The 20807-nt window shown below is 71.3% G+C and carries 21 protein-coding genes and 1 pseudogene; 12 read left to right on the top strand and 10 right to left on the bottom strand.

From position 1 onward, the window contains the following. Positions 1 to 62 precede the first annotated feature (62 nt). Entirely contained in the window at positions 63 to 518 is a 456-nt protein-coding gene (locus ACVW2K_RS21090) for an SRPBCC family protein (protein WP_457203850.1), read from the top strand. On the opposite strand, the gene ACVW2K_RS21085 is transcribed toward ACVW2K_RS21090, so the two are convergent. After that, positions 473 to 1432, bottom strand: coding sequence for a TIGR03557 family F420-dependent LLM class oxidoreductase (locus ACVW2K_RS21085; RefSeq protein ID WP_457203849.1), 960 nt, complete (start codon positions 1430 to 1432; stop codon positions 473 to 475). The genes ACVW2K_RS21090 and ACVW2K_RS21085 overlap by 46 nt on opposite strands. A gap of 3 nt (positions 1433 to 1435) precedes the next feature. Further along, positions 1436 to 1663 (bottom strand): DUF7218 family protein, encoded by a 228-nt coding sequence (locus ACVW2K_RS21080; protein WP_028635627.1) that lies wholly within the window; start codon positions 1661 to 1663, stop codon positions 1436 to 1438. Between the two features lie 14 nt (positions 1664 to 1677). On the opposite strand from ACVW2K_RS21080, the gene ACVW2K_RS21075 reads away from it, so the two are divergent. Both ACVW2K_RS21075 and ACVW2K_RS21070 read left to right on the top strand, forming a co-directional pair. Continuing rightward, a complete protein-coding gene (locus tag ACVW2K_RS21075; RefSeq protein WP_028635628.1) occupies positions 1678 to 2199 on the top strand; it encodes a hypothetical protein in 522 nt (173 codons plus the stop codon). A 10-nt stretch (positions 2200 to 2209) separates the two neighbouring features. Next, a complete protein-coding gene (locus ACVW2K_RS21070; protein ID WP_457203848.1) occupies positions 2210 to 2689 on the top strand; it encodes a DUF421 domain-containing protein in 480 nt (159 codons plus the stop codon). A gap of 18 nt (positions 2690 to 2707) precedes the next feature. On the opposite strand, the gene ACVW2K_RS21065 is transcribed toward ACVW2K_RS21070, so the two are convergent. Next, positions 2708 to 3574, bottom strand: a complete 867-nt coding sequence (locus tag ACVW2K_RS21065; protein WP_457203847.1) for a TIGR03619 family F420-dependent LLM class oxidoreductase — start codon at positions 3572 to 3574, stop codon at positions 2708 to 2710. A 61-nt stretch (positions 3575 to 3635) separates the two neighbouring features. Here ACVW2K_RS21065 and ACVW2K_RS21060 point away from each other — a divergent pair, with 61 nt between their 5' ends. Next, a complete protein-coding gene (locus ACVW2K_RS21060; protein WP_081790187.1) occupies positions 3636 to 4430 on the top strand; it encodes a UdgX family uracil-DNA binding protein in 795 nt (264 codons plus the stop codon). On the opposite strand, the gene ACVW2K_RS21055 is transcribed toward ACVW2K_RS21060, so the two are convergent. Both ACVW2K_RS21055 and ACVW2K_RS21050 read right to left on the bottom strand, forming a co-directional pair. Beyond that, positions 4431 to 4577 (bottom strand): GPGG-motif small membrane protein, encoded by a 147-nt coding sequence (locus ACVW2K_RS21055; RefSeq protein ID WP_197025192.1) that lies wholly within the window; start codon positions 4575 to 4577, stop codon positions 4431 to 4433. A 54-nt stretch (positions 4578 to 4631) separates the two neighbouring features. After that, entirely contained in the window at positions 4632 to 5066 is a 435-nt protein-coding gene (locus tag ACVW2K_RS21050) for a DUF5709 domain-containing protein (protein ID WP_028635632.1), read from the bottom strand. Between the two features lie 91 nt (positions 5067 to 5157). Between ACVW2K_RS21050 and ACVW2K_RS21045 the strand changes: the two genes are divergently transcribed. The 3 genes from ACVW2K_RS21045 to ACVW2K_RS21035 are packed head-to-tail and all read left to right on the top strand — an operon-like array spanning position 5158 to position 9590. Further along, positions 5158 to 7500 carry a phosphoketolase family protein gene (locus ACVW2K_RS21045; protein WP_457203846.1) on the top strand — a complete coding sequence of 781 codons (2343 nt, stop codon included), beginning with the start codon at positions 5158 to 5160 and terminating at the stop codon, positions 7498 to 7500. Position 7501: 1 nt separating this feature from the next. Further along, positions 7502 to 8518 (top strand): acetate/propionate family kinase, encoded by a 1017-nt coding sequence (locus ACVW2K_RS21040; protein WP_457203845.1) that lies wholly within the window; start codon positions 7502 to 7504, stop codon positions 8516 to 8518. Between the two features lie 10 nt (positions 8519 to 8528). Next, positions 8529 to 9590, top strand: coding sequence for a substrate-binding domain-containing protein (locus tag ACVW2K_RS21035; protein WP_457203844.1), 1062 nt, complete (start codon positions 8529 to 8531; stop codon positions 9588 to 9590). On the opposite strand, the gene ACVW2K_RS21030 is transcribed toward ACVW2K_RS21035, so the two are convergent. The 3 genes and pseudogenes from ACVW2K_RS21030 to ACVW2K_RS21020 all read right to left on the bottom strand — a co-directional run. After that, entirely contained in the window at positions 9587 to 12124 is a 2538-nt protein-coding gene (locus ACVW2K_RS21030; protein ID WP_457203843.1) for a bifunctional FO biosynthesis protein CofGH, read from the bottom strand. The genes ACVW2K_RS21035 and ACVW2K_RS21030 overlap by 4 nt on opposite strands. Before the next feature lie 2 nt (positions 12125 to 12126). Continuing rightward, positions 12127 to 13617, bottom strand: coding sequence for an MMPL family transporter (locus ACVW2K_RS21025; protein ID WP_457204101.1), 1491 nt, complete (start codon positions 13615 to 13617; stop codon positions 12127 to 12129). Between the two features lie 124 nt (positions 13618 to 13741). Continuing rightward, positions 13742 to 14080 (bottom strand): annotated as a pseudogene (locus tag ACVW2K_RS21020) (MMPL family transporter); the annotation flags it as partial. Between ACVW2K_RS21020 and ACVW2K_RS21015 the strand changes: the two are divergent. The 4 genes from ACVW2K_RS21015 to ACVW2K_RS21000 all read left to right on the top strand — a co-directional run bounded on the left by ACVW2K_RS21015 (position 14052) and on the right by ACVW2K_RS21000 (position 16673). Next, positions 14052 to 14252: a hypothetical protein gene (locus ACVW2K_RS21015; RefSeq protein WP_457203842.1), complete on the top strand. Its 201-nt coding sequence runs from the start codon at positions 14052 to 14054 to the stop codon at positions 14250 to 14252. The pseudogene ACVW2K_RS21020 and the gene ACVW2K_RS21015 overlap by 29 nt on opposite strands. 193 nt (positions 14253 to 14445) lie before the next feature. Then, positions 14446 to 15009 carry a dihydrofolate reductase family protein gene (locus tag ACVW2K_RS21010; RefSeq protein WP_457203841.1) on the top strand — a complete coding sequence of 188 codons (564 nt, stop codon included), beginning with the start codon at positions 14446 to 14448 and terminating at the stop codon, positions 15007 to 15009. 508 nt (positions 15010 to 15517) lie between these two features. Further along, positions 15518 to 16234 (top strand): DUF222 domain-containing protein, encoded by a 717-nt coding sequence (locus ACVW2K_RS21005; protein WP_457203840.1) that lies wholly within the window; start codon positions 15518 to 15520, stop codon positions 16232 to 16234. Next, entirely contained in the window at positions 16218 to 16673 is a 456-nt protein-coding gene (locus ACVW2K_RS21000; RefSeq protein WP_457203839.1) for an HNH endonuclease signature motif containing protein, read from the top strand. Before ACVW2K_RS21005 ends, ACVW2K_RS21000 begins: the two co-directional genes overlap by 17 nt. A 131-nt stretch (positions 16674 to 16804) precedes the next feature. On the opposite strand, the gene ACVW2K_RS20995 is transcribed toward ACVW2K_RS21000, so the two are convergent. Beyond that, the gene (locus ACVW2K_RS20995) at positions 16805 to 17089 is read right to left on the bottom strand and encodes a hypothetical protein (RefSeq protein ID WP_457203838.1); all 285 of its coding nucleotides are present in this window, start codon (positions 17087 to 17089) and stop codon (positions 16805 to 16807) included. A gap of 366 nt (positions 17090 to 17455) precedes the next feature. On the opposite strand from ACVW2K_RS20995, the gene ACVW2K_RS20990 reads away from it, so the two are divergent. After that, complete coding sequence (locus tag ACVW2K_RS20990) at positions 17456 to 18964, top strand: acyl-CoA synthetase (protein WP_457203837.1); 1509 nt, start codon at positions 17456 to 17458, stop codon at positions 18962 to 18964. On the opposite strand, the gene ACVW2K_RS20985 is transcribed toward ACVW2K_RS20990, so the two are convergent. Next, a complete protein-coding gene (locus ACVW2K_RS20985; RefSeq protein WP_457203836.1) occupies positions 18955 to 20790 on the bottom strand; it encodes an AMP-dependent synthetase/ligase in 1836 nt (611 codons plus the stop codon). The two genes, ACVW2K_RS20990 and ACVW2K_RS20985, sit on opposite strands and share 10 nt — an antisense overlap. Positions 20791 to 20807 lie beyond the last annotated feature (17 nt).

Raw genomic sequence — 20807 nt, 5'->3', positions numbered from 1 at the left:
GAACCGCTGGGGACCCGAGACCCCGGCGGTTCTTCTATTTCCGGGATGGGTACTGCGCGGGCATGTCGACCAACACCCGCCTCATCCATGCCACGCCCGAGCAGGTATGGGACGTCCTCTCCGATGGCTGGCTCTACCCGCTCTGGGTGGTGGGAGCCACGCGGATGCGCGACGTCGACGACAACTGGCCCGAGGTCGGCTCGCGGCTGCACCACTCGGTCGGGACCTGGCCGCTGGTGATCGACGACTCCACCGAGGTGGTCGAGTCGGTCCCCGGACTGCGGCTCGTGATCCACGCGAAGGCCTGGCCGACCGGGACCGCCGGGGTCACGATCCGCCTCGAGGCGGTCGGCACGGAGACCGAGGTGACGATCGAGGAGGACGCCGCGCGCGGCCCGGTGCGGCTGATTCCCAAGCCGCTGCGCGACCTCCCCCTGAAGTGGCGGAACACCGAGTCGCTGCGCCGGCTCGCCTACATCGCGGAGCGGCGCAGCGCGGGCAGCACCTCGCTGGCGTAGAACTCGAAGAACGGCTCCTGGTCGGGACCGATCTGGCCGACGTAGAGCTCGTCGAACCCGGCCTCGGCGTACGCGCGTAGCTTCTCCACGTGCTCGTCGGGGTCCGGGCCGCACGGGACGGTCCCGCCGATCATCTCCGGCGTGACGAGTTCCGCCGCCTGCTCGAAGTGCGCCGGGCTGGGGAGCACCTGGGCCAGCTCGCCCGGGATCCCCGTGTTCGGCCAGAGGTGGTGGGCGAGCGCCTGCGCCTTCTCCCGGTCGGGGCCGAAGCAGGCCTTGGCGCCGGCCATCGCGGGCCCCCGGCCGCCCTGGTCCCGGTACGACGCCAGTCCCTCGGCGTCCGGCTGCGCGGTGACGAACCCGTCGCCGATCCGCGCCGCCAGCTCGATCGCGGCCGGGCCGAAGGCGGACACCGGGATCTCGACCGGTCGGTCGGGCAGCGTGTAGATCCGCGCGTCCTCGACGGTGTAGTGCCGCCCGTGGTGGGTGACCCGCTCGCCGGTGAGCAGCCGGCGGATCACCTCCACCGCCTCCTCCAGCATCTCGAGGCGCACGTCGGCGGTCGGCCACCGCGAGCCGGTCACGTGCTCGTTGAGCGCCTCGCCGGAGCCGACGCCGAGCCGGAATCCGCCTGCGCACATCCGGGCGCTGGTCGCGGCGGCCTGGGCGATCACCGCGGGGTGGATCCGCACGGTGGGGCACGTGACGGCCGTCGTCACCGGCAGGTCGCAGACCTGGGCGACGGCCCCGATCACGCTCCAGACGAACGGGCTCTGCCCCTGCTGGGTGTTCCACGGGTGGTAGTGGTCGGAGATCCACAGGCCCTCGAAGCCCGCGTCGGCGGCCAGCCTCGCCTGCCGGACCAGCTCCTCGGGCGGATGCTCCTCGCAGGAGAGGAAGTAGCCGATCCTCACCGGTCAGCTCTTCTTCTTCGCCGCCGCCTTGCCGCCCTTGCGGCCGGCCTCCTTCTTCTGGGCGGTGGTGCCGCCCTGGCTGCTGTCGCCGCCCTTCCCGGACTGCTGGCCCCCGTGCTTGGAGGAGTCCTTCGCGTTCGCGATCTTCGCCGCGCGCTGCTTGGACATGCCCTTGTCCTTGAGGGCCTCGTACTGCTTCTCGTTCTTGATGTTGCTGGACTTGTTCGGCATGCCACTGGGTACCCGTGTCCCGAGCGACCATGCAGACCATCGAGAACCTGGAGACCCGCGCCCAGGGCGCGGCCGCGATCTGGAGCAGGCGGGGATTCCTCGTGCTGCTCCTCGTCTTCGTGCTCGCCGGCGCAGCCGGGCTGCTCGGCGTGCGCACCGCCACGGACTCGGCCGCGGGCGACGGCTGGACCCTGGAGCTCGACCACGCGACGACGGCCCGCGCCGGGCTCGACGTTCCGTGGCAGGTCACCGTCACGCACCCGGGCGGGTTCGGCAAGGACCTGACCCTGGCGGTCACCGGCGACTACTTCGACATCTTCGAGACCCAGGGGTTCCACCCCGACCCGTCGGACTCGACCCGGGACGGGGACACGCTGTACCTGACGTTCGCCGCGCCGCCGGGCGACACGTTCGTGGTCGCGTACGACGCCTACATCCAGCCCGCCAGCCAGGTCGGCCGCGGCGGCTCGGTGAGCGTGATGACCGACGGACGGCGGGTCGCCACCGTGGACTTCGAGACGACGTTGCTGCCATGAGGGGACCGGCATGGAGATCGTGATCCGGGCTCTCGTGATCTTCCTGTTCCTGTGGCTGGTGACCCGGGCGGTCGGCCGCTCCACCCTCGGCGAGCTGAGCACCTTCGAGCTGCTCCTCTACGTCACGATGGGCGACCTCGTGCAGCAGGCCGTCACCCAGCAGGACTACTCGGTGACCGGCGGGATGCTGGCGGTGAGCACGTTCGCGTTGCTGACCGTCGGGCTGTCCTGGCTGCAGTGGCGCTTGCCGCGGTTCCGTCCGGTGCTCACCGGGCGGCCGGTCCTGGTCTTCGCCGACGGGCGACCGCTGGAGGACGGGATGCGCCGCGAACGGCTCTCGATGGCCGACCTGCTGGTCGCGGCCCGCGAGCAGGGCATCCGTAGCACCTCGGAGATCGAGTACGCCGTCCTGGAGGCGGACGGCCGGATCTCGTTCTTCACCCACGACGCCGACCAGGAGGGCGCTCCGGAGCGGCCCCCTGCTGGATGAGCGGACGAGCAGGGCAGGCTAGGAGCCGAGGGGCACGAGCACGTCCGCCGCGAACCGCGCCAGCCCGTCGAGCTTCTGCTCTAGCGTGCAGTCCAGCCCGTGGTACATCGCCCACGGCATCGTCCAGCAGTCGGTGACGCCGCCGGCCGTCGCGCGCGCGAAGTGCTCGGGGAGGAACGCGTCGCTGAGCGCGGCGACCACCGAGAAGTCGCCCTCGGCGCCGATCTGGCGGCGTACCTCCGCCAGCCGCGCGGCGTGCGCGATGGCCTCGTCGGTCGTGTAGATGTCGCCGACCCAGCCGTCGTGACGCGCCGCCCGGCGGAACGCGACCTCGGACAGCCCGCCGACGAGGATCGGGATCCGCTCGGTGGGCGTGGGCTCCATGACCAGCCGGGGTGCCGAGTAGAACTCGCCCTCGAACTCGGTCCACCCCTGCTCCCAGAGCTCGGCCATCAGCGCGAGCGCCTCGTCGGTGCGCTTCCCGCGGGTCGAGAAGTCCTGGCCGAGCAGCTCGAACTCCTCGCGGCACCAGCCGATCCCGACGCCGAGGCCGACCCGGTTGCCGGACAGCACCGCGGCGGTCCCGACGCTCTTCGCGACCTGGAAGGGGTTGCGGATCGCGGGTACGTACACGGAGGTGAAGAACCGCAACCGGGTGGTGACCGCGGCCAGTGCGCCGACCAGGACCCACGGGTCGGGCCAGGCCGCGTCGTGGCCCCACCGGCGGCCGCCGTCGGCGGTGTAGGGGTACGGCGTCTCGAGCTCCTCGAGGTCGACGACATGGTCCGGCACCGCCATCGAGTGGTAGCCCAGCTCGTCCGCCGCACGGGCCAGGGCGGGCAGGTGGTCGACCGGCTGGAACGCCGTGCTGATCGAGAAGCGCACGGACCCAGCCTAGCCGGAGAACTAGAACGCGTTCTATGAAAAATCACCCGAAAGGATAAGGATGGCAGTGCCCCCGGGGGGTACCTTCACGAGTGCGACGGGACCGCGCGGCTCACGCAGGCGTGCGGGTCCCGTCGCCCATGCCGGGCGAGGGCGAGGGCAGGAGCGGGTCCGGGTCATGGTCCGCCGGGCACCCGGGTACCCCGCCGTCATGTCCGAGGAACGACCTGGCGCAGCCGAGTGGGTGCCGGAGCGGCTGAGCCTGACGGCGCTGCGCGAGGCGGTCCAGGACTGCCGCGGCTGCGAGCTGTACCGGGACGCGACCCAGGGCGTGATGGGCGCCGGACGGCGTACCGCCCGCCTGATGGTGCTCGGGGAGCAGCCCGGGGACCACGAGGACCAGGAGGGCGAGCCGTTCGTGGGGCCCGCGGGGAAGGTGCTGGACCGGGCGCTCGCCGACGCCGGCATCGATCCCGACGACGTGTTCCGGACCAACGTCGTGAAGCACTTCCGCTGGTCGGGCACGCGCGGCAAGCAGCGGCTGCACAAGTCGCCCAGCAGGGCGCAGGTCGCCGCGTGCGCGCCCTGGCTGGCGGCCGAGCTGCAGCTGATCCGCCCGACCGGCGTCGTGCTGCTCGGGGGTACCGCCGGGAAGGCGGTCTACGGGTCGTCGTTCACGGTCGGCGACACCCGCGGCCGGCTGGCGACGTGGCCGGACGACTTCGTGGTGGGCCGGCCTCCGGCCTGGGTGCTGGCGACCACGCACCCCTCGGCGGTGCTCCGCGCAGACGACCGCCAGGCGGCGTACGAGGATCTCGTGGCCGACCTGGCGGTCGCTGCGCGTGAGTTGGGCTAGCTACTTGTGGAAGATGCTGTAGCCGCCGGGACCGACGGCGAAGCCGACGATGATCAGCACGATGCCCCACAGCCAGGCGCCCTTGAACAGCTGGACGATGCCGGCGATCACGAGGATCACGGCGATGATCCACAGCAGGAATGCCATGTGTTGGTACCTCCCTCTCGGATTCGGAGGAGAGTTACCCGTTCGGGTGGGGTTCTACTCGTCGGGGAAGTCCTCGACGATGTGCACGGCTGCCTCCTCGGCGGACGCGCCCGCGCCGTCGATGCCGACGTCGTCGCCCACCAGGTCCTTCTCGGTGTCCTCGCCGAGGCCCTCGTCGGAGTCGACCAGCCGCCCGGCGCGGCGGTCACCGACCTCACCGTCGTCCACGAAGTCGTCGTCGACCTCGGCGTACGGGTCCACGTCGGGCTCCTCCTGCGCGACCCGCTGGTCGATCCCCTCGCGGTGCTCCTCCTCCCAGGGCGTGTTGCCGTAGCCCTGGCCGGCGGAGTACTTCTCCGGTGGGGAGTAGCCGCGGTCGAGCTCGTCCTCGACGTCCCCGTCCGGGATGTCCTCCAGGTTCGAGGGCTGGTCCTCGTCGTCGACGCTGTAGTCGCCGTAGATCTCCTGGTCGCCGTCTCCGTGACTCATGGGGGACACGCTAGCGCTCAGGACCAACGTCCCGTCCCCTCACCCGAAACGACCCATTGCGTGGAGCGCGGCATCGCGGAACCGTGGGGTCATGGATCCGGAGTTCGTGACCCTCGACCGCTGGTGGCGCGCCGCCAACTACCTCTCCGTCGGCCAGATCTACCTGATGGCCAACCCACTGCTGCGCGAGCCGCTGGTCGCCGACCACGTGAAGCCCCGGCTGCTGGGCCACTGGGGGACCACTCCCGGGCTCAACTTCGTGTACGCGCACCTGAACCGCGCGATCATGGCGCGCGACCAGCAGATGATCTTCATCACCGGCCCCGGCCACGGCGGACCCGGCGTGGTCGCCTCGTCGTACCTCGAGGGCACCTACTCCGAGATCTACCCGGAGGTCGGCCTCGACGAGCGCGGCCTGGGCCGGCTGTTCACCCAGTTCTCGTTCCCGGGCGGCATCCCCAGCCACGCGGCTCCGGAGACGCCCGGGTCCATCCACGAGGGCGGTGAGCTCGGCTACGCCCTCTCGCACGCGTACGGCGCCGCGTTCGACAACCCCGACCTCGTGGTGGCCGCCGTGGTCGGCGACGGCGAGGCCGAGACCGGGCCGCTCGCGACCAGCTGGCACTCCACCAAGTTCGTCGACCCGCGCCGCGACGGCGCCGTGCTGCCGATCCTGCACCTCAACGGCTACAAGATCGCCAACCCGACGGTCCTCGCCCGGATCCCCGAGGAGGAGCTGGTCTCGCTGCTGCGCGGGTACGGCCACACGCCGTACATCGTCTCCGGATCGGACCCGGCCCAGATGCACGCGGACTTCGCCGGCACCCTGGACCGCTGCCTCGACGAGATCGCGGACATCCAGGGACAGGCCCGGTCCGCGTCGGCCGCCGTACCTCGACGGCCCTGGCCGATGATCGTGCTCCGCTCGCCCAAGGGCTGGACCGGCCCCAAGGAGGTGGACGGCAAGAAGGTCGAGGGCTACTGGCGCTCCCACCAGGTGCCGTTCGCGAACGCCCGCTCCGACGACGCGCACCGCGAGGTGCTCGAGGAGTGGATGCGCAGTTACGACCCGGAGTCGCTGTTCGACGAGGCCGGGGCACCCGCGCCCGACATCGCCGCCCTGCACCCCGAGGGCGACCTGCGGATGAGCGCGTCGCCGCACGCGAACGGCGGCCTGCTGCTGAAGCCGCTGCGGATGCCGGACTTCCGCGACTACGCCGTCGAGGTGGCCTCGCCCGGCACCGGCGCCGTGGAGTCGACCCGCGTGATGGGCACGTTCCTGCGCGACGTGATGGCGCGCAACATGGACAACTTCCGGATGTTCGCGCCGGACGAGAACTCCTCGAACCGGCTCCAGGACGTCATGGACGTCACCGACCGGACCTGGAACGCCGAGATCCTCGACTACGACGACCACCTGTCCCCGGACGGACGGATCATGGAGATCCTCTCCGAGCACACCTGCCAGGGCTGGCTGGAGGGCTACCTGCTCACCGGACGGCACGGGCTGTTCTCGTGCTACGAGGCGTTCATCCACCTCGTCGACTCGATGTTCAACCAGCACGCGAAGTGGCTCGAGAGCACCCGGCGGATCGAGTGGCGGCGGCCGGTGGCGTCCCTCAACTACCTGCTCACGTCCCACGTCTGGCGCCAGGACCACAACGGCTTCTCCCACCAGGACCCCGGCTTCATCGACCACGTCGTGAACAAGAAGGCCAACGTCGTCCGCGTCTACCTCCCGCCGGACGCGAACACGCTGCTCTCGGTCACCGACCACTGCCTGCGCAGCAAGCAGTACGTCAACGTGGTGGTCGCGGGCAAGCAGCCGGCGCTGCAGTACCTCTCGATGGACGACGCGATCGTCCACTGCACCAAGGGCGTCGGCATCTGGGAGTGGGCGTCGAACGACAGCGACACCGGTCCGGACGTCGTGATGGCGTGCGCCGGCGACGTGCCCACCATGGAGACGCTGGCCGCGGTGTCGCTGCTCCGGGAGCACGTGCCGGACCTGCGGGTCCGGGTCGTGAACGTCGTCGACCTGATGCGGCTGCAGCCCGCCAGCGAGCACCCGCACGGGCTGTCCGACGCGGACTTCGACGCGCTGTTCACGGCGGACCGCCCGGTGATCTTCGCCTACCACGGCTACCCGTGGCTGATCCACCGGCTGACCTACCGCCGCACCAACCACGAGAACATCCACGTCCGCGGCTACGTCGAGGAGGGGACCACCACCACGCCGTTCGACATGGCCGTGATGAACGGGATCGACCGCTTCGACCTGGCCATCGACGTGATCGACCGGGTGCCGCGGCTGGCCGCGACGTCGGGTGCGGCGCGCGAGATGCTCAAGGACTCGCTGATCCGGCACCGGCAGTACGTCCGCACCTACGGCGAGGACCTGGCCGAGGTCCGGGACTGGGAGTGGACCTCCTGACGTGCGCGTCCTGGTCGTGAACCCCGGATCGAGCAGCCTGAAGACCTCGCTCCTCGACGACGGGCAGCTGGTCGAGCACGCGGAGGGTCCGTACGACGCGATCGGCGTCCGGTTCGTGCACGGCGGCCCGGACCACACCGCGCCGGTGCTCGTCGACGAGGGCGTGCTGGACGCGCTCGAGGAGGTCTCGGACCTGGCGCCGCTGCACAACCCGCCGGCGCTGCGGGCGGCTCGCGACCTGCTCGCGCAGCATCGCGGCGTGCCGGTCGTCGCCTGCTTCGACACGACCTTCCACGCGACGATCCCGGCCGCGGCCTCGACGTACGCCCTGCCCCGGGAGTGGAACGAGCGCTGGCGGCTGCGCCGGTACGGCTTCCACGGCCTCTCGCACGCGTGGGCGTCGCGGCGCGCGGCGGAGCTCGTCGGGCGGCGGCCCGAGGACCTGCGGATGGTGACCTGCCACCTCGGGGGCGGCGCGTCGCTCTGCGCGGTGCGCGCGGGACGGTCGGTCGACACGACGATGGGGTTCACGCCGCTCGAGGGCGTCGTGATGCAGACCCGGAGCGGCTCGGTGGACCCCGGGCTGATGCTGCACCTGATGCGACGCGAGGGCGTCTCGGCCGACGAGCTGTACGACGTGCTCGACCGGGAGTCCGGCCTCAAGGGCCTGTCGGGGACCTCCGGCGACTTCCAGGAGGTACGTCGGGCGCGCGAGGCGGGTGACCCGGCGGCGGAGCTGGCGTTCGAGGTGTACGTGCACCGGCTGGTCCGCGAGGCGGGCGGGATGGCCGCGGCCGCCGGCGGGCTGGACGTGCTGGTGTTCACCGGCGGGATCGGCGAGCACGCACCCGAGCTGCGGTCGGCGGTCGCGGCCGGGCTCGCCCACCTCGGCGTCCGCATCGACGAGGAGCGCAACCGCGCGGCCGAGGGCGACGCGCTGCTGGGTGAGGGCGTCGCCGTGGTCGAGGCCCGAGAGGATCTGGAGATCGACCGGCAGGTGCGGTCCTTCCTGGCCTAGCCTGCTCCTCGTGCTCCCACGCCTGGCCGTCGCCGCCGCGCTCGTGCTCGGACTGGCCGGCTGCAGCGGCGACGGGCCCGCCGAGCCCGCTCCGACGCCCACCTCGGCGACGTCGGCCAGCGCCGACCCGAGCGGCACGATCGCGCTGCTGATGCCGGGCCCGCCCGCAATGCGCAGCGAGGCGTTCGACAGGCGCAGCTTCTCTGAGGCAGTGGCGGAGCGGTGCCCCGACTGCCGGGTCGTCTCCTACGACGCCCGGGGCGACGCGGCCCGGCAGTCCGAGCAGCTGGCCGGCGCGACCGACGCGGGCGCGCGGGTGCTCGTGATCGACGCGGTCGAGCCGCTCACCGTCGTCAACCAGCTCAGCGCGGCGCAGGAGCTCGGCGTGAAGGTCGTCGGCTACGACACCCTGCTCGAGGACCTCGACTACTACGTCGCCTACGACCGCGAGCAGGCCGGCGAGCAGCAGGCGCACGCACTGCTGAAGGCGGCGGGCGGCTCGGGCGACCTGGTGATGCTCAACGGCTCGCCGGCCGACGCCGGCGCGGTCCAGGTCAAGGGCGCGGCGCACCAGGTCCTCGACGCGAGCCGAGCGACGGTGGTGGGCGAGTACGACGCCCTGCCGGACCGGCCGAAGGCCACGCACACCTGGCTCTCGACGATCCTGACCTTCTTCCCGCCCAGCACGCTCGCGGGCCTGTACGCCGCCGACGACGCGCTCGCCGGTACCGCGATCCACGCGCTCGGCGGGGCCGACCTGCCGGTGACCGGTGCGGGCGCGACGCTCGCGGGCGTGCGGCGGCTGGTGAGCGGGCGCCAGCTGATGACGGTGTACCGCCCGGTCGACCCCGCGGCCACCACCACCGCGAGGATCGCGGTGGCGGCGCTGACGGGCGGCGACCCGGGCCAGCCCACGAGGACGCTCGACGGCGTGCCGACGTACCTCCTGGACCCCGTGCCCGTGACGCTCGAGAACCTCGCCGACACCGTGGTCGCGGACGGCTACTGGACCGTCGAGGAGATCTGCACCAGGCGGCTGCGTGCCGCGTGCGACGACGCGGGACTGCGCTAGCGGCGAGCGTAGGTCGTGGTGCGCTCGACCACCGGCCGGCCGATGCCGGCCCCGATGTCGACGAGCTCCTCGACGGTCTTGGCGGACCCGTGCTCGGAGCCGGCCATCCGCGAGATGGTCTCCTCCATCAGGGTGCCGCCGACGTCGTTGGCCCCGGCCCGCAGCATCGCGCGGGTGCCGTCGACGCCGAGCTTCACCCAGGACGTCTGGATGTTCGGGATCCGGCCGTGCAGCAGGATGCGGGCCATCGCGTGCACCGCGAGGTTGTCGCGGAGCGTCGGCCCGGGGCGGGCGACGCCGGCGAGGTAGATCGGCGCGCTGGTGTGCACGAACGGCAGCGGCACGAACTCCGTGAAGCCGTGGGTCTCGTCCTGGATCCGGCTCAGGACCCGGAGGTGGTTGACCCAGTGGCGCGGGTTGTCGACGTGGCCGTACATCATCGTGGAGGTCGTCGGGATGCCGACCCGGTGAGCGGTGGAGACGACCTCGATCCAGGTCCGGGTGGGGAGCTTGCCCTTGGTGAGCACCCAGCGGACCTCGTCGTCGAGGATCTCCGCGGCGGTGCCGGGCAGCGAGCCGAGTCCGGCTTCGCGCGCCTTGATCAGGAAGTCCTCGATCGAGAGGCCGGTGCGCGCCGTACCGTTCACGACCTCCATCGGGCTGAACGCGTGCACGTGCATGCCCGGGACCCGCTGCTTCACCGCGGTGACCAGGTCGAAGTACGCCGAGGCGGGCAGCTCCGGGTCGATCCCGCCCTGCATGCAGACCTCGGTCGCGCCGAGGTCCCAGGCCTCCTGGGCGCGGTCCGCGACCTCGTCCATCGAGAGCGAGTAGGCGTCCGCGTCGGTGCGCCGCTGCGCGAACGCGCAGAACCGGCAGCCGACGTAGCAGACGTTGGTGAAGTTGATGTTCCGGTTGACGACGTAGGTCACCTCGTCGCCGACGGTCTCGCGGCGGAGGTCGTCGGCGAGTCGGCAGACCTGCTCCAGCAGCGCACCCTCCGCGGTCATCAGCGTCAGCGCGTGCTCGTCGGAGAGGTTGCCCGGGTCACGCTCCGCCGCCCGGAGGGCGTCCATCCCGACGGTCTCGGTGCGTCCACCGACTCCACTCTCGATGGTCGAGTAGCGAGCGTCAGCGAGCGTATCGAGACCCTCGGCCGCCTCCTTGACCGAGTCCCAGTCGCCGTACACATTCGCGAAGTCCGAGCGGCGGTCCTCGGTGCGGCCCTCGGTGTCGACGGCCGCGAACAGGTCGGTGCGCCCGACGCTCGCGAACCCGCCGTCCGGCTCCTGCCAGGGCAGCCCGTTCGGACGTACGCCCGGCTTCGCCAGCCCCTCGTCGGTGGCGAGCGCGGCGACGTGGGCGGAGATGCGCGGGTCCAGCCAGGGCTCGCCGGCGCGGACGTACTCGGGGTGGACCGTGAGCCGCGCCTGGAGGTCGAAGCCGCACTGCGCGGTGATGTCCCGGAGGCGGTCCAGCGACGGCCACGGGCGCTCGGGGTTCACGTGGTCGGGGGTGAGCGGCGAGACGCCGCCCCAGTCGTCCACCCCGGCCTCCAGCAGGGCCCGGCACTCGGCGAGGTCGACGAGGTTCGGGGGCGCCTGGACGCGTGCCTTCGGTCCGAGGACGAGCCGGGTGACCGCGATCGCTGCGCGGTACTCGTCCAGGCCCAGGTCGTCGGCGTGCCGCATCGCGGTGTCGGGCTTGGCCCGGAAGTTCTGGACGATGACCTCCTGCACCGCGCCGTACGCCTTCATGGTCGCGCGGAGCGCGAAGATCGTCTCCGCGCGCTCGGTGAGGGTCTCGCCGATGCCGACCAGCAGGCCGGTGGTGAACGGGATGGACAGCCGGCCGGCGTCCTCCAGGACCCGGAGCCGGACGCGAGGGTCCTTGTCGGGTGAGCCGTGGTGCGCCTCGCCCTTGGTCTCGAACAGCCGCCGCGAGGTGGTCTCCAGCATCATGCCCATCGAGGGGGAGACCGGCTTGAGCCGGTTCATCTCCTCCCACGACATGACACCGGGGTTGAGGTGCGGCAGCAGCCCGGTCTCCTCGAGCACCCGCACCGCCATCGCGCGGACGTAGGCCAGCGTCGAGTCGTAGCCCTGCTCGTCGAGCCACGCCTGTGCCTCGGGCCAGCGATCCTCGGGCCGGTCGCCGAGGGTGAACAGCGCCTCCAGGCAGCCGAGCTCCGCCCCCTCGGCCGCGATCGCGAGGATCTCGTCGGGGGAGAGGTACGGCGCCCGCCCGTCGCGGGCCGCCTGGCCGGGTGTCTCGACGAACGTGCAGTAGTGGCACCGGTCGCGGCACAGCTTCGTGACCGGGATGAAGACCTTCGGCGAGTACGTCACGACGCCCGGCCGGCCGGCGGCGGCCAGTCCGGCGTCGCGCACCCGGGCCGCGACCACGGTGAGCCGGTCCAGGTCGTTCCCGGACGCCGCGAGCAGGGCGGCCGCCTCGACGACGTCGAGGGCGGCGCCCCGCTCGGCCCGGGCCAGCGCCCGGCGTACCTGCTGAGGGGTGGGCTGGTCGCTCACCCCTAGAGGCTAACCGGGACCGGCTCCTCCTCGTCGGTGGGCTCCGACGGCTGGACCGGTGGCTTGCGGTCGAGCGCGCTCGGCCACCAGATCTTGCCGCCCAGGTCGAGGTTGATCGCCGTGACCAGCACCGACCGGACGATGATCGTGTCCAGGATGACCCCGAAGGCGACGGCCGTGCCGAGCTCCGACAGGAACACCAGCGGCAGCGACCCGAGCACGGCGAACGTCGCCGCGAGGACCAGGCCGGCCGAGGTGATCACGCCGCCGGTGGCGCGGAGTCCGACCAGGCTGCCCTGCCGGGTGCCGTGGGTCTGGGTCTCCTCGCGGACCCGGGTCATCAGGAAGATGTTGTAGTCGATGCCGAGCGCCACGAGGAACGTGAACACGAAGAGCGGGAACGACGCATCCGTGTGCAGGAACCCGTTGCCCTCCGTGAACAGGTGCGAGTACACGCCCCGGAAGATCAGCGTCGAGATGCCCAGCGCGGCCCCGAAGGACAGGATCACGGTGAGGATCAGGATCACCGGGGACGCGACAGCCCGCAGCAGGAGCATCAGGATCAGCATCACGACGATGAGGACGACGGGGATGATCACCCAGTTGTCCCGGTGCGAGGCGTCCTGGATGTCCAGGTACAACGCGGACGTGCCACCCACCTCGGCGTCGGCGCCGGGCACCGCGTGCACGGCGTCGCGGACCTCCTTGACGATGTCGAAGGCCGCCTGGTCGGCGACGTCGCCCGCGACCGGGACGGTGATCAGCGCCGTGCCGTCCTGCGGCGGGATGTCGGTGCTGGGCTCGGCGGCCCCGTCGACCGTCCGGACCGCGTCGGCGACGGCCTGGGTCTGGTCGGCGTTCGCGACGATCATGATCGGGCTCGAGGTGTCGACCATGCCGTGCTGCTCGAGCAGCCGCTGGCCCTTCACGGACTCGAACGTCTTGGTGTACTGGTCGGTCGAGCTCAGCCCGCCGGTGTCGAGCTTGAAGATGCCGAGGCACGCGACCATCAGGATCACGGCGGTGGTCACCCACACCGTGCGCGGCCGCGGCGCGATGGAGCGGCCGACCCTGGACCAGAGGCCCGAGGCGGTCGGCTCGGCGGAGCCGAACGCCGGGCGCTTGGGCCAGAAGATCCAGCGGCCGAAGATCACGAGCCACGCCGGCAGCACGGTGATCATGACCAGCAGCGTCACGCCCACGCCGATGGCGAGGACCGGGCCGAGACCCGCCGTGGAGTTCATCTCGGCGAGCGTGAGGCAGAGCATGCCGACGGCGACCGTGGACGCGCTCGCGATGATCGCCGGCGCGGCACGGTGGAGTGCGAACGCCATCGCCTCGTGCCGGTCCTCGTGACGACGGAGCTCTTCTCGATATCGCGCCACCAGGAGCAGTGCGTAGTCCGTGCCCGCGCCCACCACCAGCACGGTCAGGATGCCCTGGCTCTGGCCGTTGACCGTCAGGTCGGCGTACTTGGCGAGCAGGTAGACCAGGCCCTGGGAGATCTCCAGGGCGCAGACCGCCGAGAGGATCGGGACGACCCAGAGGATGGGGCCTGCGGTAGGTGAACAGCAGGATCAGGATCACGACCCCGAGGGTCGCGAAGAGCAGCGTGCCGTCGATGCCGGCGAACGCCTCCGCGGAGTCGGCCGCCTGGCCGCCCTGGCCGGCGATGTTGACGTCCACGCCGTCGATCGCGGCGATGTCACGCAGCTCGTCCGCGGTGTCCGGCAGGTCGTTCCAGCCGTTCTTGCCGAAGTTGTAGGTGACGATGGTCTGGGCGACCTCACCGTCCTCGGACACGACCGGCCCCTTGGCCTCGCCGACCACGCCGTCCATCCCGGAGATGTCGGGCAGCTGTCCCTTGATCGCCGCCAGGTCGTCCGGCGTCAGCCCGCCGTCGCGGTGGTAGACGACGATCGTGGGGATGTCGTTCTGGTCCTGGAACGGCGCCAGCCGGTCCAGCGCCTTCGTCGACTCCGCGCTCGACGGGAGCCACGACGAGGCCTCGTTGTTCTGGACGTCGGTGAGCTTGAAGCCGAGGGCGGCCATCGGGAAGAAGACGAGGAGCGCGATGGCGGCGACGACCCACTTGGTCACGCGGTTGGTCAGGCTTCCGGCGATCTGACGGTGCATGGGGCAACTCTTTCAGGGAGCGGGGACAGTCGGCATCGGGGTTTTCCCCTAGTTCGACCTCCGCAGCGTGGCGGACTCATCGGACACCCTTAAGTCGAACGGCGCCGGCCGTTCTCGACATGGTCCGTGCGGGTGATCTCGGGGACGAGGTTGCCGCCGAGCTGCCGTCGGGGGACGCTGGCACGATGGCCGACCTGCTCGTGGACTTCATCACCTCCCTCGACGGGTACGCCGCGGCCGAGGGTTGGCCCGGCTTCTGGGGACTCGAGGGGCCCGAGTACCTCGGCTGGCTCGAGGAGTCGGCGGAGCGGGACTGGACGGTGCTGATGGGCGCCACGACGTACCGGCTGATGTCGGGGTTCGCCGACGCCGGCGCCGGGATGGCGGCGCTCGAGGCGGTCCCGAAGGTCGTCTTCTCCTCGACACTCGCGGAGCCGCTCTCGTGGGCGAACAGCCGGCTCGTCACCGGTGACCCGGTCGCGGCCGTGCGGGCGCTCAAGGACGCGGACCTGCGGGGGCTGCGGACGGTCGGCAGCGTGACGCTGTGCCGCTCGCTCCTCGCCGCCGGCCTGGTCGACCGCTTCCGGGTGGTCGTCTTCCCGGTCATCACCGGCGCCACCGGCGCCGAGCGGATCTACGACGCGTACCCGGACGTCGCCCTCGAGATGGTCGACCACCGCACCTTCGACGGCCGGATCCAGCTGCTCGAGTACGTCCCGACGGTCCTCGAGGGTCCGCCCGGGGGCTGATGCGCCTTCGGGCTTGCGCGTCCTTCGATCGGCTGCGGGTCCGCGCCTGGTCGCGTGCAGCTGTGCGTCGGCTGCGGGTCCGCCCGGGATTACGACCGAAAGGCGGCGAGGCGGGTACCGCGGGCGGGTGGCTGCGGTTGCTTGCCGGCTTGCGGGTCCGCTGCTGGGCGCGTGGGCTGCGGGTCCGCCTCGGGCTGCGACCGACGGGCAGCGAAGCGGGGACGGCGGGCGGGTGGTTGCGATGGCTTCCCGGCTTCAGCGTCCGCGGCTGGTGGCGTGGAGCTGAGCGGTGGGCTGCGGGCCAGCTCGGAGTTGCGGCCGAAAGGCAGCGAAGGGAAACCGCGGGCGGATGGTTGCGGCTGCTTCCCGGCTTGCCGGTGGTCGAGGAGGGCGCCTTCGAGAGAACTACTCGCCGCAGCTCAAAAAATAGTTTGAAAATTCTCAGAACCCCTGTGGAACAAGGGGTTCTGAGCCTCTCAGTGTCGGTGGCCAGTGCTTGAGTGGAGTCATGAACCAGCCCGGCACCCTGACTCCCGAGTCGGTGCTGGATGCTGCCCGCGCGACCCGCGCCGGCATCACCGATCTCGAGATCGCCCAGTTGCAGCAGGCCGTCGAGTGGGTGCTGCTCCACCCCGGTGACGAGGTCGACGAGAGCGTGGACTGGTCGATGCGGGAGATGGAGATCGCCGGCGACGGCGCGCCCACGATCGACGAAGGAGCGATCGCCGAGTTCGCGCTCGCGATCGGTGTGTCGACGGACTCGGGCCGGTTGTACCTGGGTGACGCGGTCGAGCTGAGGTACCGACTCCCTCGGATCTGGCGCAAGGTCCGGGCCGGTGTGGTGCCGGTGTGGAAGGCGAGGAAGGTCGCGCAGGCCACCCATTCCCTTCCCATGGCGGGTGCGGCGGCGGTGGACCGGGCGTTGTACTTCGTGCTCCACAAGTGCTCGTACGCCGAGATCGACCGGCAGGTCAACAGGGCACGGGCCGAGCACGACCCGGTCGAGGCCGGGCGCCGGTACGTGGACTCGCTCGAGAAGCGACACCTCCACGTCCACCTGAAATACATGACGAGCGATGGCCTGGTCCCGGTCTCCGGGATGCTCGACGTGGCCGACGCGGTCGCGTTGGACGCCAGCCTCGCCGCGAAGGCATCAGGGCTAGACCCCCGCCCTCAGCCTGGACGTGCGGCGATCGATGGCCGCCGGCATGCTCGGCACGGGTGAGACCCACCGCGAGGTGGTGGTCTACGCCCACACCCGCCCGGGCCAGGCCATGGTCGAGGTCGAGAACACCCGCTCCGTCATCACCCCCGGACACCTGAAGGAGTGGTGCCAGCAGTTCGGCACCAAGGTCACGGTCCGGCCGGTGATCGACCTCAACGAGGAGCTCTCCACCGACTGCTACGAGCCGACCGAGCTGATGAAGGAGCAGGTCCGGCTCCGCCGCCCGCGGTGCGTGTTCCCCCTGTGCCACCGCCCCGCCCGGCCCGGCGACGCCGACCACATCGTCGAATGGCCTCTCGGGAGGACGACCACCTCGAACCTGGCCCCGCTGTGCCGCGGCCACCACCGGCTCAAGACCCACACCGCTTGGACCTACTCCTGGGTGCCCGGGATCGGGTTCGTGTGGACCAGCCCCCTGGGCCACCGACATACCGGCTGACCCGGACCCCGCCGACCACGGTCGGCGGGGCCATTCGAACGCGCTGCGTCAGCGACGGTAGAGCCAGACGACGAGATCTCGACGTCCGGGTGGGAGTGGCCGCGTCGTACCTCGACCACGTCTCTCCAGCCCTAGGAACGAAGGTTCTCAGCGACCCCGGAGACACCGCGGTCCCCGTTGTTCTTGCCGACGATCAGGCGACCGCCCGGCGCGACGACCTCGGTGAGCAGGTGACGGACGTACGCCGCGCGCCGATCGTGCGGGACGTACTCGAGCCCGGTGCGGACGAACTCGAAGCGCATCGGGGGCCGCCAACCGGCGGCGTTCGCCGTCCAGATCCGGTTCCGCCAGTGCGGGTAGCGCTCGCGGGCCTGCTCAGCGAGGAGCGCTGAGATCTCGACGCCGTACGGCTCCACTCCGGCCCTCGCTCGCGTCCCCAGCGGGCAACGGACGCCATCAGCAGCCCGTTCGCGCACCCGACGTCGAGGAAGGTCCCGCCATGGTCGACCGCCTCCATGACCAGGCCGCGCGACGTCTCCCAATCCTCGGCGGGCCCGGAGTGTCCGGAGCCGAGCCGCTCTGAGGTTGCCGACAGGTAGGCGGGCTCGACGACCGCCCGGGCCCGCTCGTGCCACTCCTCGTGGGAGATCTCACCACGCTCGTACGCCGCGTCGATCGGTGCCAGGAGGTCGTACCCGCGCTCCTTGGCGCGCTCTCGATCGTGGTCGCGGTCCACGGCTCCATCCAACCCGCCGCCAACGGACGAGGACTAGGTTCGCGGGATGTATCCCGGGACATGGGCGGCGAAGAGCCCCGAGAAGCCGGCGCTGGTGATGGCCGGGTCGGGGCGGACCCTGACGTACGGCGAGCTCGACGACCGCAGCCTCCGGCTGGCGCACGTGCTGCGCGACGCCGGGCTGGGCGTCGGGGACGTGGTGGCCCTGCTGTCGGACAACCGGCCGGAGGCCTACGAGGTCTACTGGGCCGCGCTGAGGTCGGGGCTGTACGTGACGGCGGTGAACCACAACCTCTCGGCCGAGGAGGCGTCGTACATCGTCCGCGACTGCGGGGCGAAGGCGCTGGTCGTGTCCCCGGCCAAGGCGGACCTCGCGGAGCACCTGGACGTCGACGTGCCGACGAGGCTGACGTTCGAGGGCGACTACGAGGACGCGCTGGCCGGCGCCAGCACCGAGCCGCTGGCGGAGCAGCCGCACGGCGAGGACCTGCTCTACTCCTCCGGGACGACGGGCCGGCCGAAGGGCATCAAGCCGCCGCTGCCGCCGATCCGGGTCGACGAGCCCGGCTACGTGTACGTGCGCGTGTTCGGTGCGTTGTACGGGTTCGACGAGGACACGGTGTACCTCTCGCCGGCGCCGGTCTACCACGCCGCGCCGCTGCGGTTCGGGGGCGTGATCCACGCGCTCGGCGGGACGCTGGTGATGATGGAGAGGTTCGAGGCCGAGGGCGCGCTGCGGGCGATCCAGGAGCACCGGGTGACCCACACGCAGATGGTGCCGACGATGTTCGTGCGGATGCTCAAGCTGCCCGACGACGTACGCCTCGGGTACGACGTGAGCTCGCTGCAGGCGGTCGTGCACGCGGCGGCGCCGTGCCCGGTGGAGGTGAAGCGCCGGATGATCGAGTGGCTCGGCCCGATCGTGCACGAGTACTACGCGTCGACCGAGGCGAACGGCGCCACCTTCATCGACAGCCAGGCCTGGCTGTCGCACCCCGGCTCGGTCGGCACGGCGCTGATGGGCGTGCTGCACGTCTGTGACGACGACGGCCGCGAGCTCGCGGCCGGCGAGGTCGGGACGGTCTACTTCGAGCGCGAGCAACGGACTTTCAGCTACCACAACGACGAGGAGCGGACCCGCAGCACCGAGCACCCGCAGCACGACAGCTGGACCACGGTCGGGGACCTCGGGTACGTCGACGACGAGGGCTTCCTCTACCTCACCGACCGCAAGGCCTTCATGGTCATCAGTGGCGGGGTGAACATCTACCCGCAGGAGGTCGAGGACCTCTTCAGCCTCCACCCGGCGGTCACCGACATCGCGGTGATCGGGGTGCCGGACGACGAGATGGGAGAGCGCGTGGTCGCGTTCGTCCAGCCCGCGCCCGGTACGACGCCCGGCGACGAGCTCGCGCGGGAGCTGGCGGCGTACGCCCGCGACCGGATCGCACACTTCAAGGTGCCGGCGGAGTTCCACTTCCGCAGCGAGCTGCCCCGGACCCCCACGGGCAAGATGGTCAAGCGCCGGCTGCGGGACGAGTACGTTCAGCCGTAGAGCCGGTCGACCACGTCGGCGTACTTCTGGTGGACGACCCGGCGCTTCAGCTTCAGCGTCGGGGTGAGCTCCTCGGACTCGGCGGTCCACTCGACCGGCAGCAGCTCGAAGGACTTGATCTGCTCGGGCCGGGAGAGCCGCTCGTTCGCGGAGTCGACGGCCGCCTGGGCCATCGCCACGATCTGCGGGTGCTGGGCCAGCTCGGCGAGGCCGGTGGCCTCGATGCCGAGCTGCTGGGCGACCAGCGGCGCGATCTCGCCGTCGAGCGTGAGCACGGCGACGACGTACGGACGGCTGTCGCCGATCGCCATCGCGTGCCCGATGATCGGCGACTCCTTGAGGTAGTTCTCGATGTTCGACGGCGCGATGTTCTTGCCCGCCGAGGTGATGATCAGCTCCTTCTTGCGGTCGACGACCGAGAAGAAGCCGTCGTCGTCGAGGGTGCCGATGTCACCGGTGTGGATCCAGCCGTCCTCGTCGATCAGCGCGCGGGTGGCCTCCTCCTGGAGGTGGTAGCCGGGCGTGTTCACCGGGCCGCGGACCAGGATCTCGCCGTCCTCGCCGAGCACCACCTCCATGCCCGGGTTGGCGGCGCCGACGGTGCCGAGCTTGAAGCCGGAGGGCCCGTTGGCGGTCACGGCGCCACAGGTCTCGGTCATCCCGTAGACGTCGTACACCGTGAGCCCGAGACCGGCCATGAACTTCGCGACGTCGAGCGGCATCGGGGCCGCCGCCGAGCCCGCCCAGGTGACCTGGTCGAGGCCGAGCAGGAGCTTGAGGAAGCCGAGGATCTGCTCGTCCGCCCGGCGGTACGCCGCCTCGACCTCCGGGGTCATGGTGCCGCCGACCTCCTGGGCCTCGACCCACGCCAGCCCGGCGGCCATCGCCTTCTCGACCATCTCCCGGTTCGCCGGGTCCGGGTCGGCGGCGAGCTTCGCGGAGATCCCGGTCTTGATCTTCTCCCACACCCGGGGGACGCCGAAGAACGCCGTCGGGTGCACCTCCCCGAGCGCGCCGAGGAGCTCGGCGGGGTCGCCGATCGCGTACATGTGGCTGCCGGTGATCTGCGGGCCGTACAGGCCGAGCACCCGCTCGGCGATGTGGGCGAGCGGCAGGTAGCTCACCGAGCGCTGCGGGTCCATCAGCCCGGCCTTCTCCTGCGTGGAGATCGCCTCGTAGAGCACGTTGTGGTGGGTCAGGACGACGCCCTTGGGGTTCCCCGTGGTGCCGGAGGTGTAGAGGATGGTCGCCGGGTCCTCAGGGGTGAGCTGGGCGGCGCGCGCCTCGACGGCGCCGAGGTTCGCGGAGCGGTGGGCCGCGCCCGCGGCCACCAGCGCATCCCAGTCCTCGTCCAGCATCACGACGGTGCGGATGCTGTCGACCTCGTCGAGCGCCTTCGCCCAGCGCGCCCGGTGGTCGGCGCTCTCGAGGAACACCACGACCGGCCGTGCGTGCGCGGCGACGTACGCCACCTGCTCGGGGGAGAGCGTGTTGTAGATCGACATCGGTGTGGCGGCGGCGTGCACCGCGCCCATGTCGGCGAGGAAGTGCTCGATCCGGTTCGTCGCCATGATCGCGACGGTGTCGCCGGGCGCGACGCGGAGCTCCAGCAGCCCGGCCGCGACGTCGAGGGCGCGCTCCCGGGTCTCGGCCCACGTCAGCGTGCGCCAGGACTCGCCCTCCGGCGCGTGGTGCCGGTCGGAGTACGCCGGCTTCCCGCCGTGCTCCCGGACGGTGTCGGCCAGCGCGTGCACGAGGGTGCGTCCCTCGACCTGCTCCTGGATGCGCGCTCGCTCGCGGGCGATGTCCGGGGCCACGTGTGTCATGGCTCACAGGTTAGGAC

It is taken from the genome of Nocardioides sp. HB32, assembly GCF_054058995.1.
Note: the sequence above shows the minus strand (reverse complement) of the source record. Positions and strands in the feature narration are given on the sequence as shown.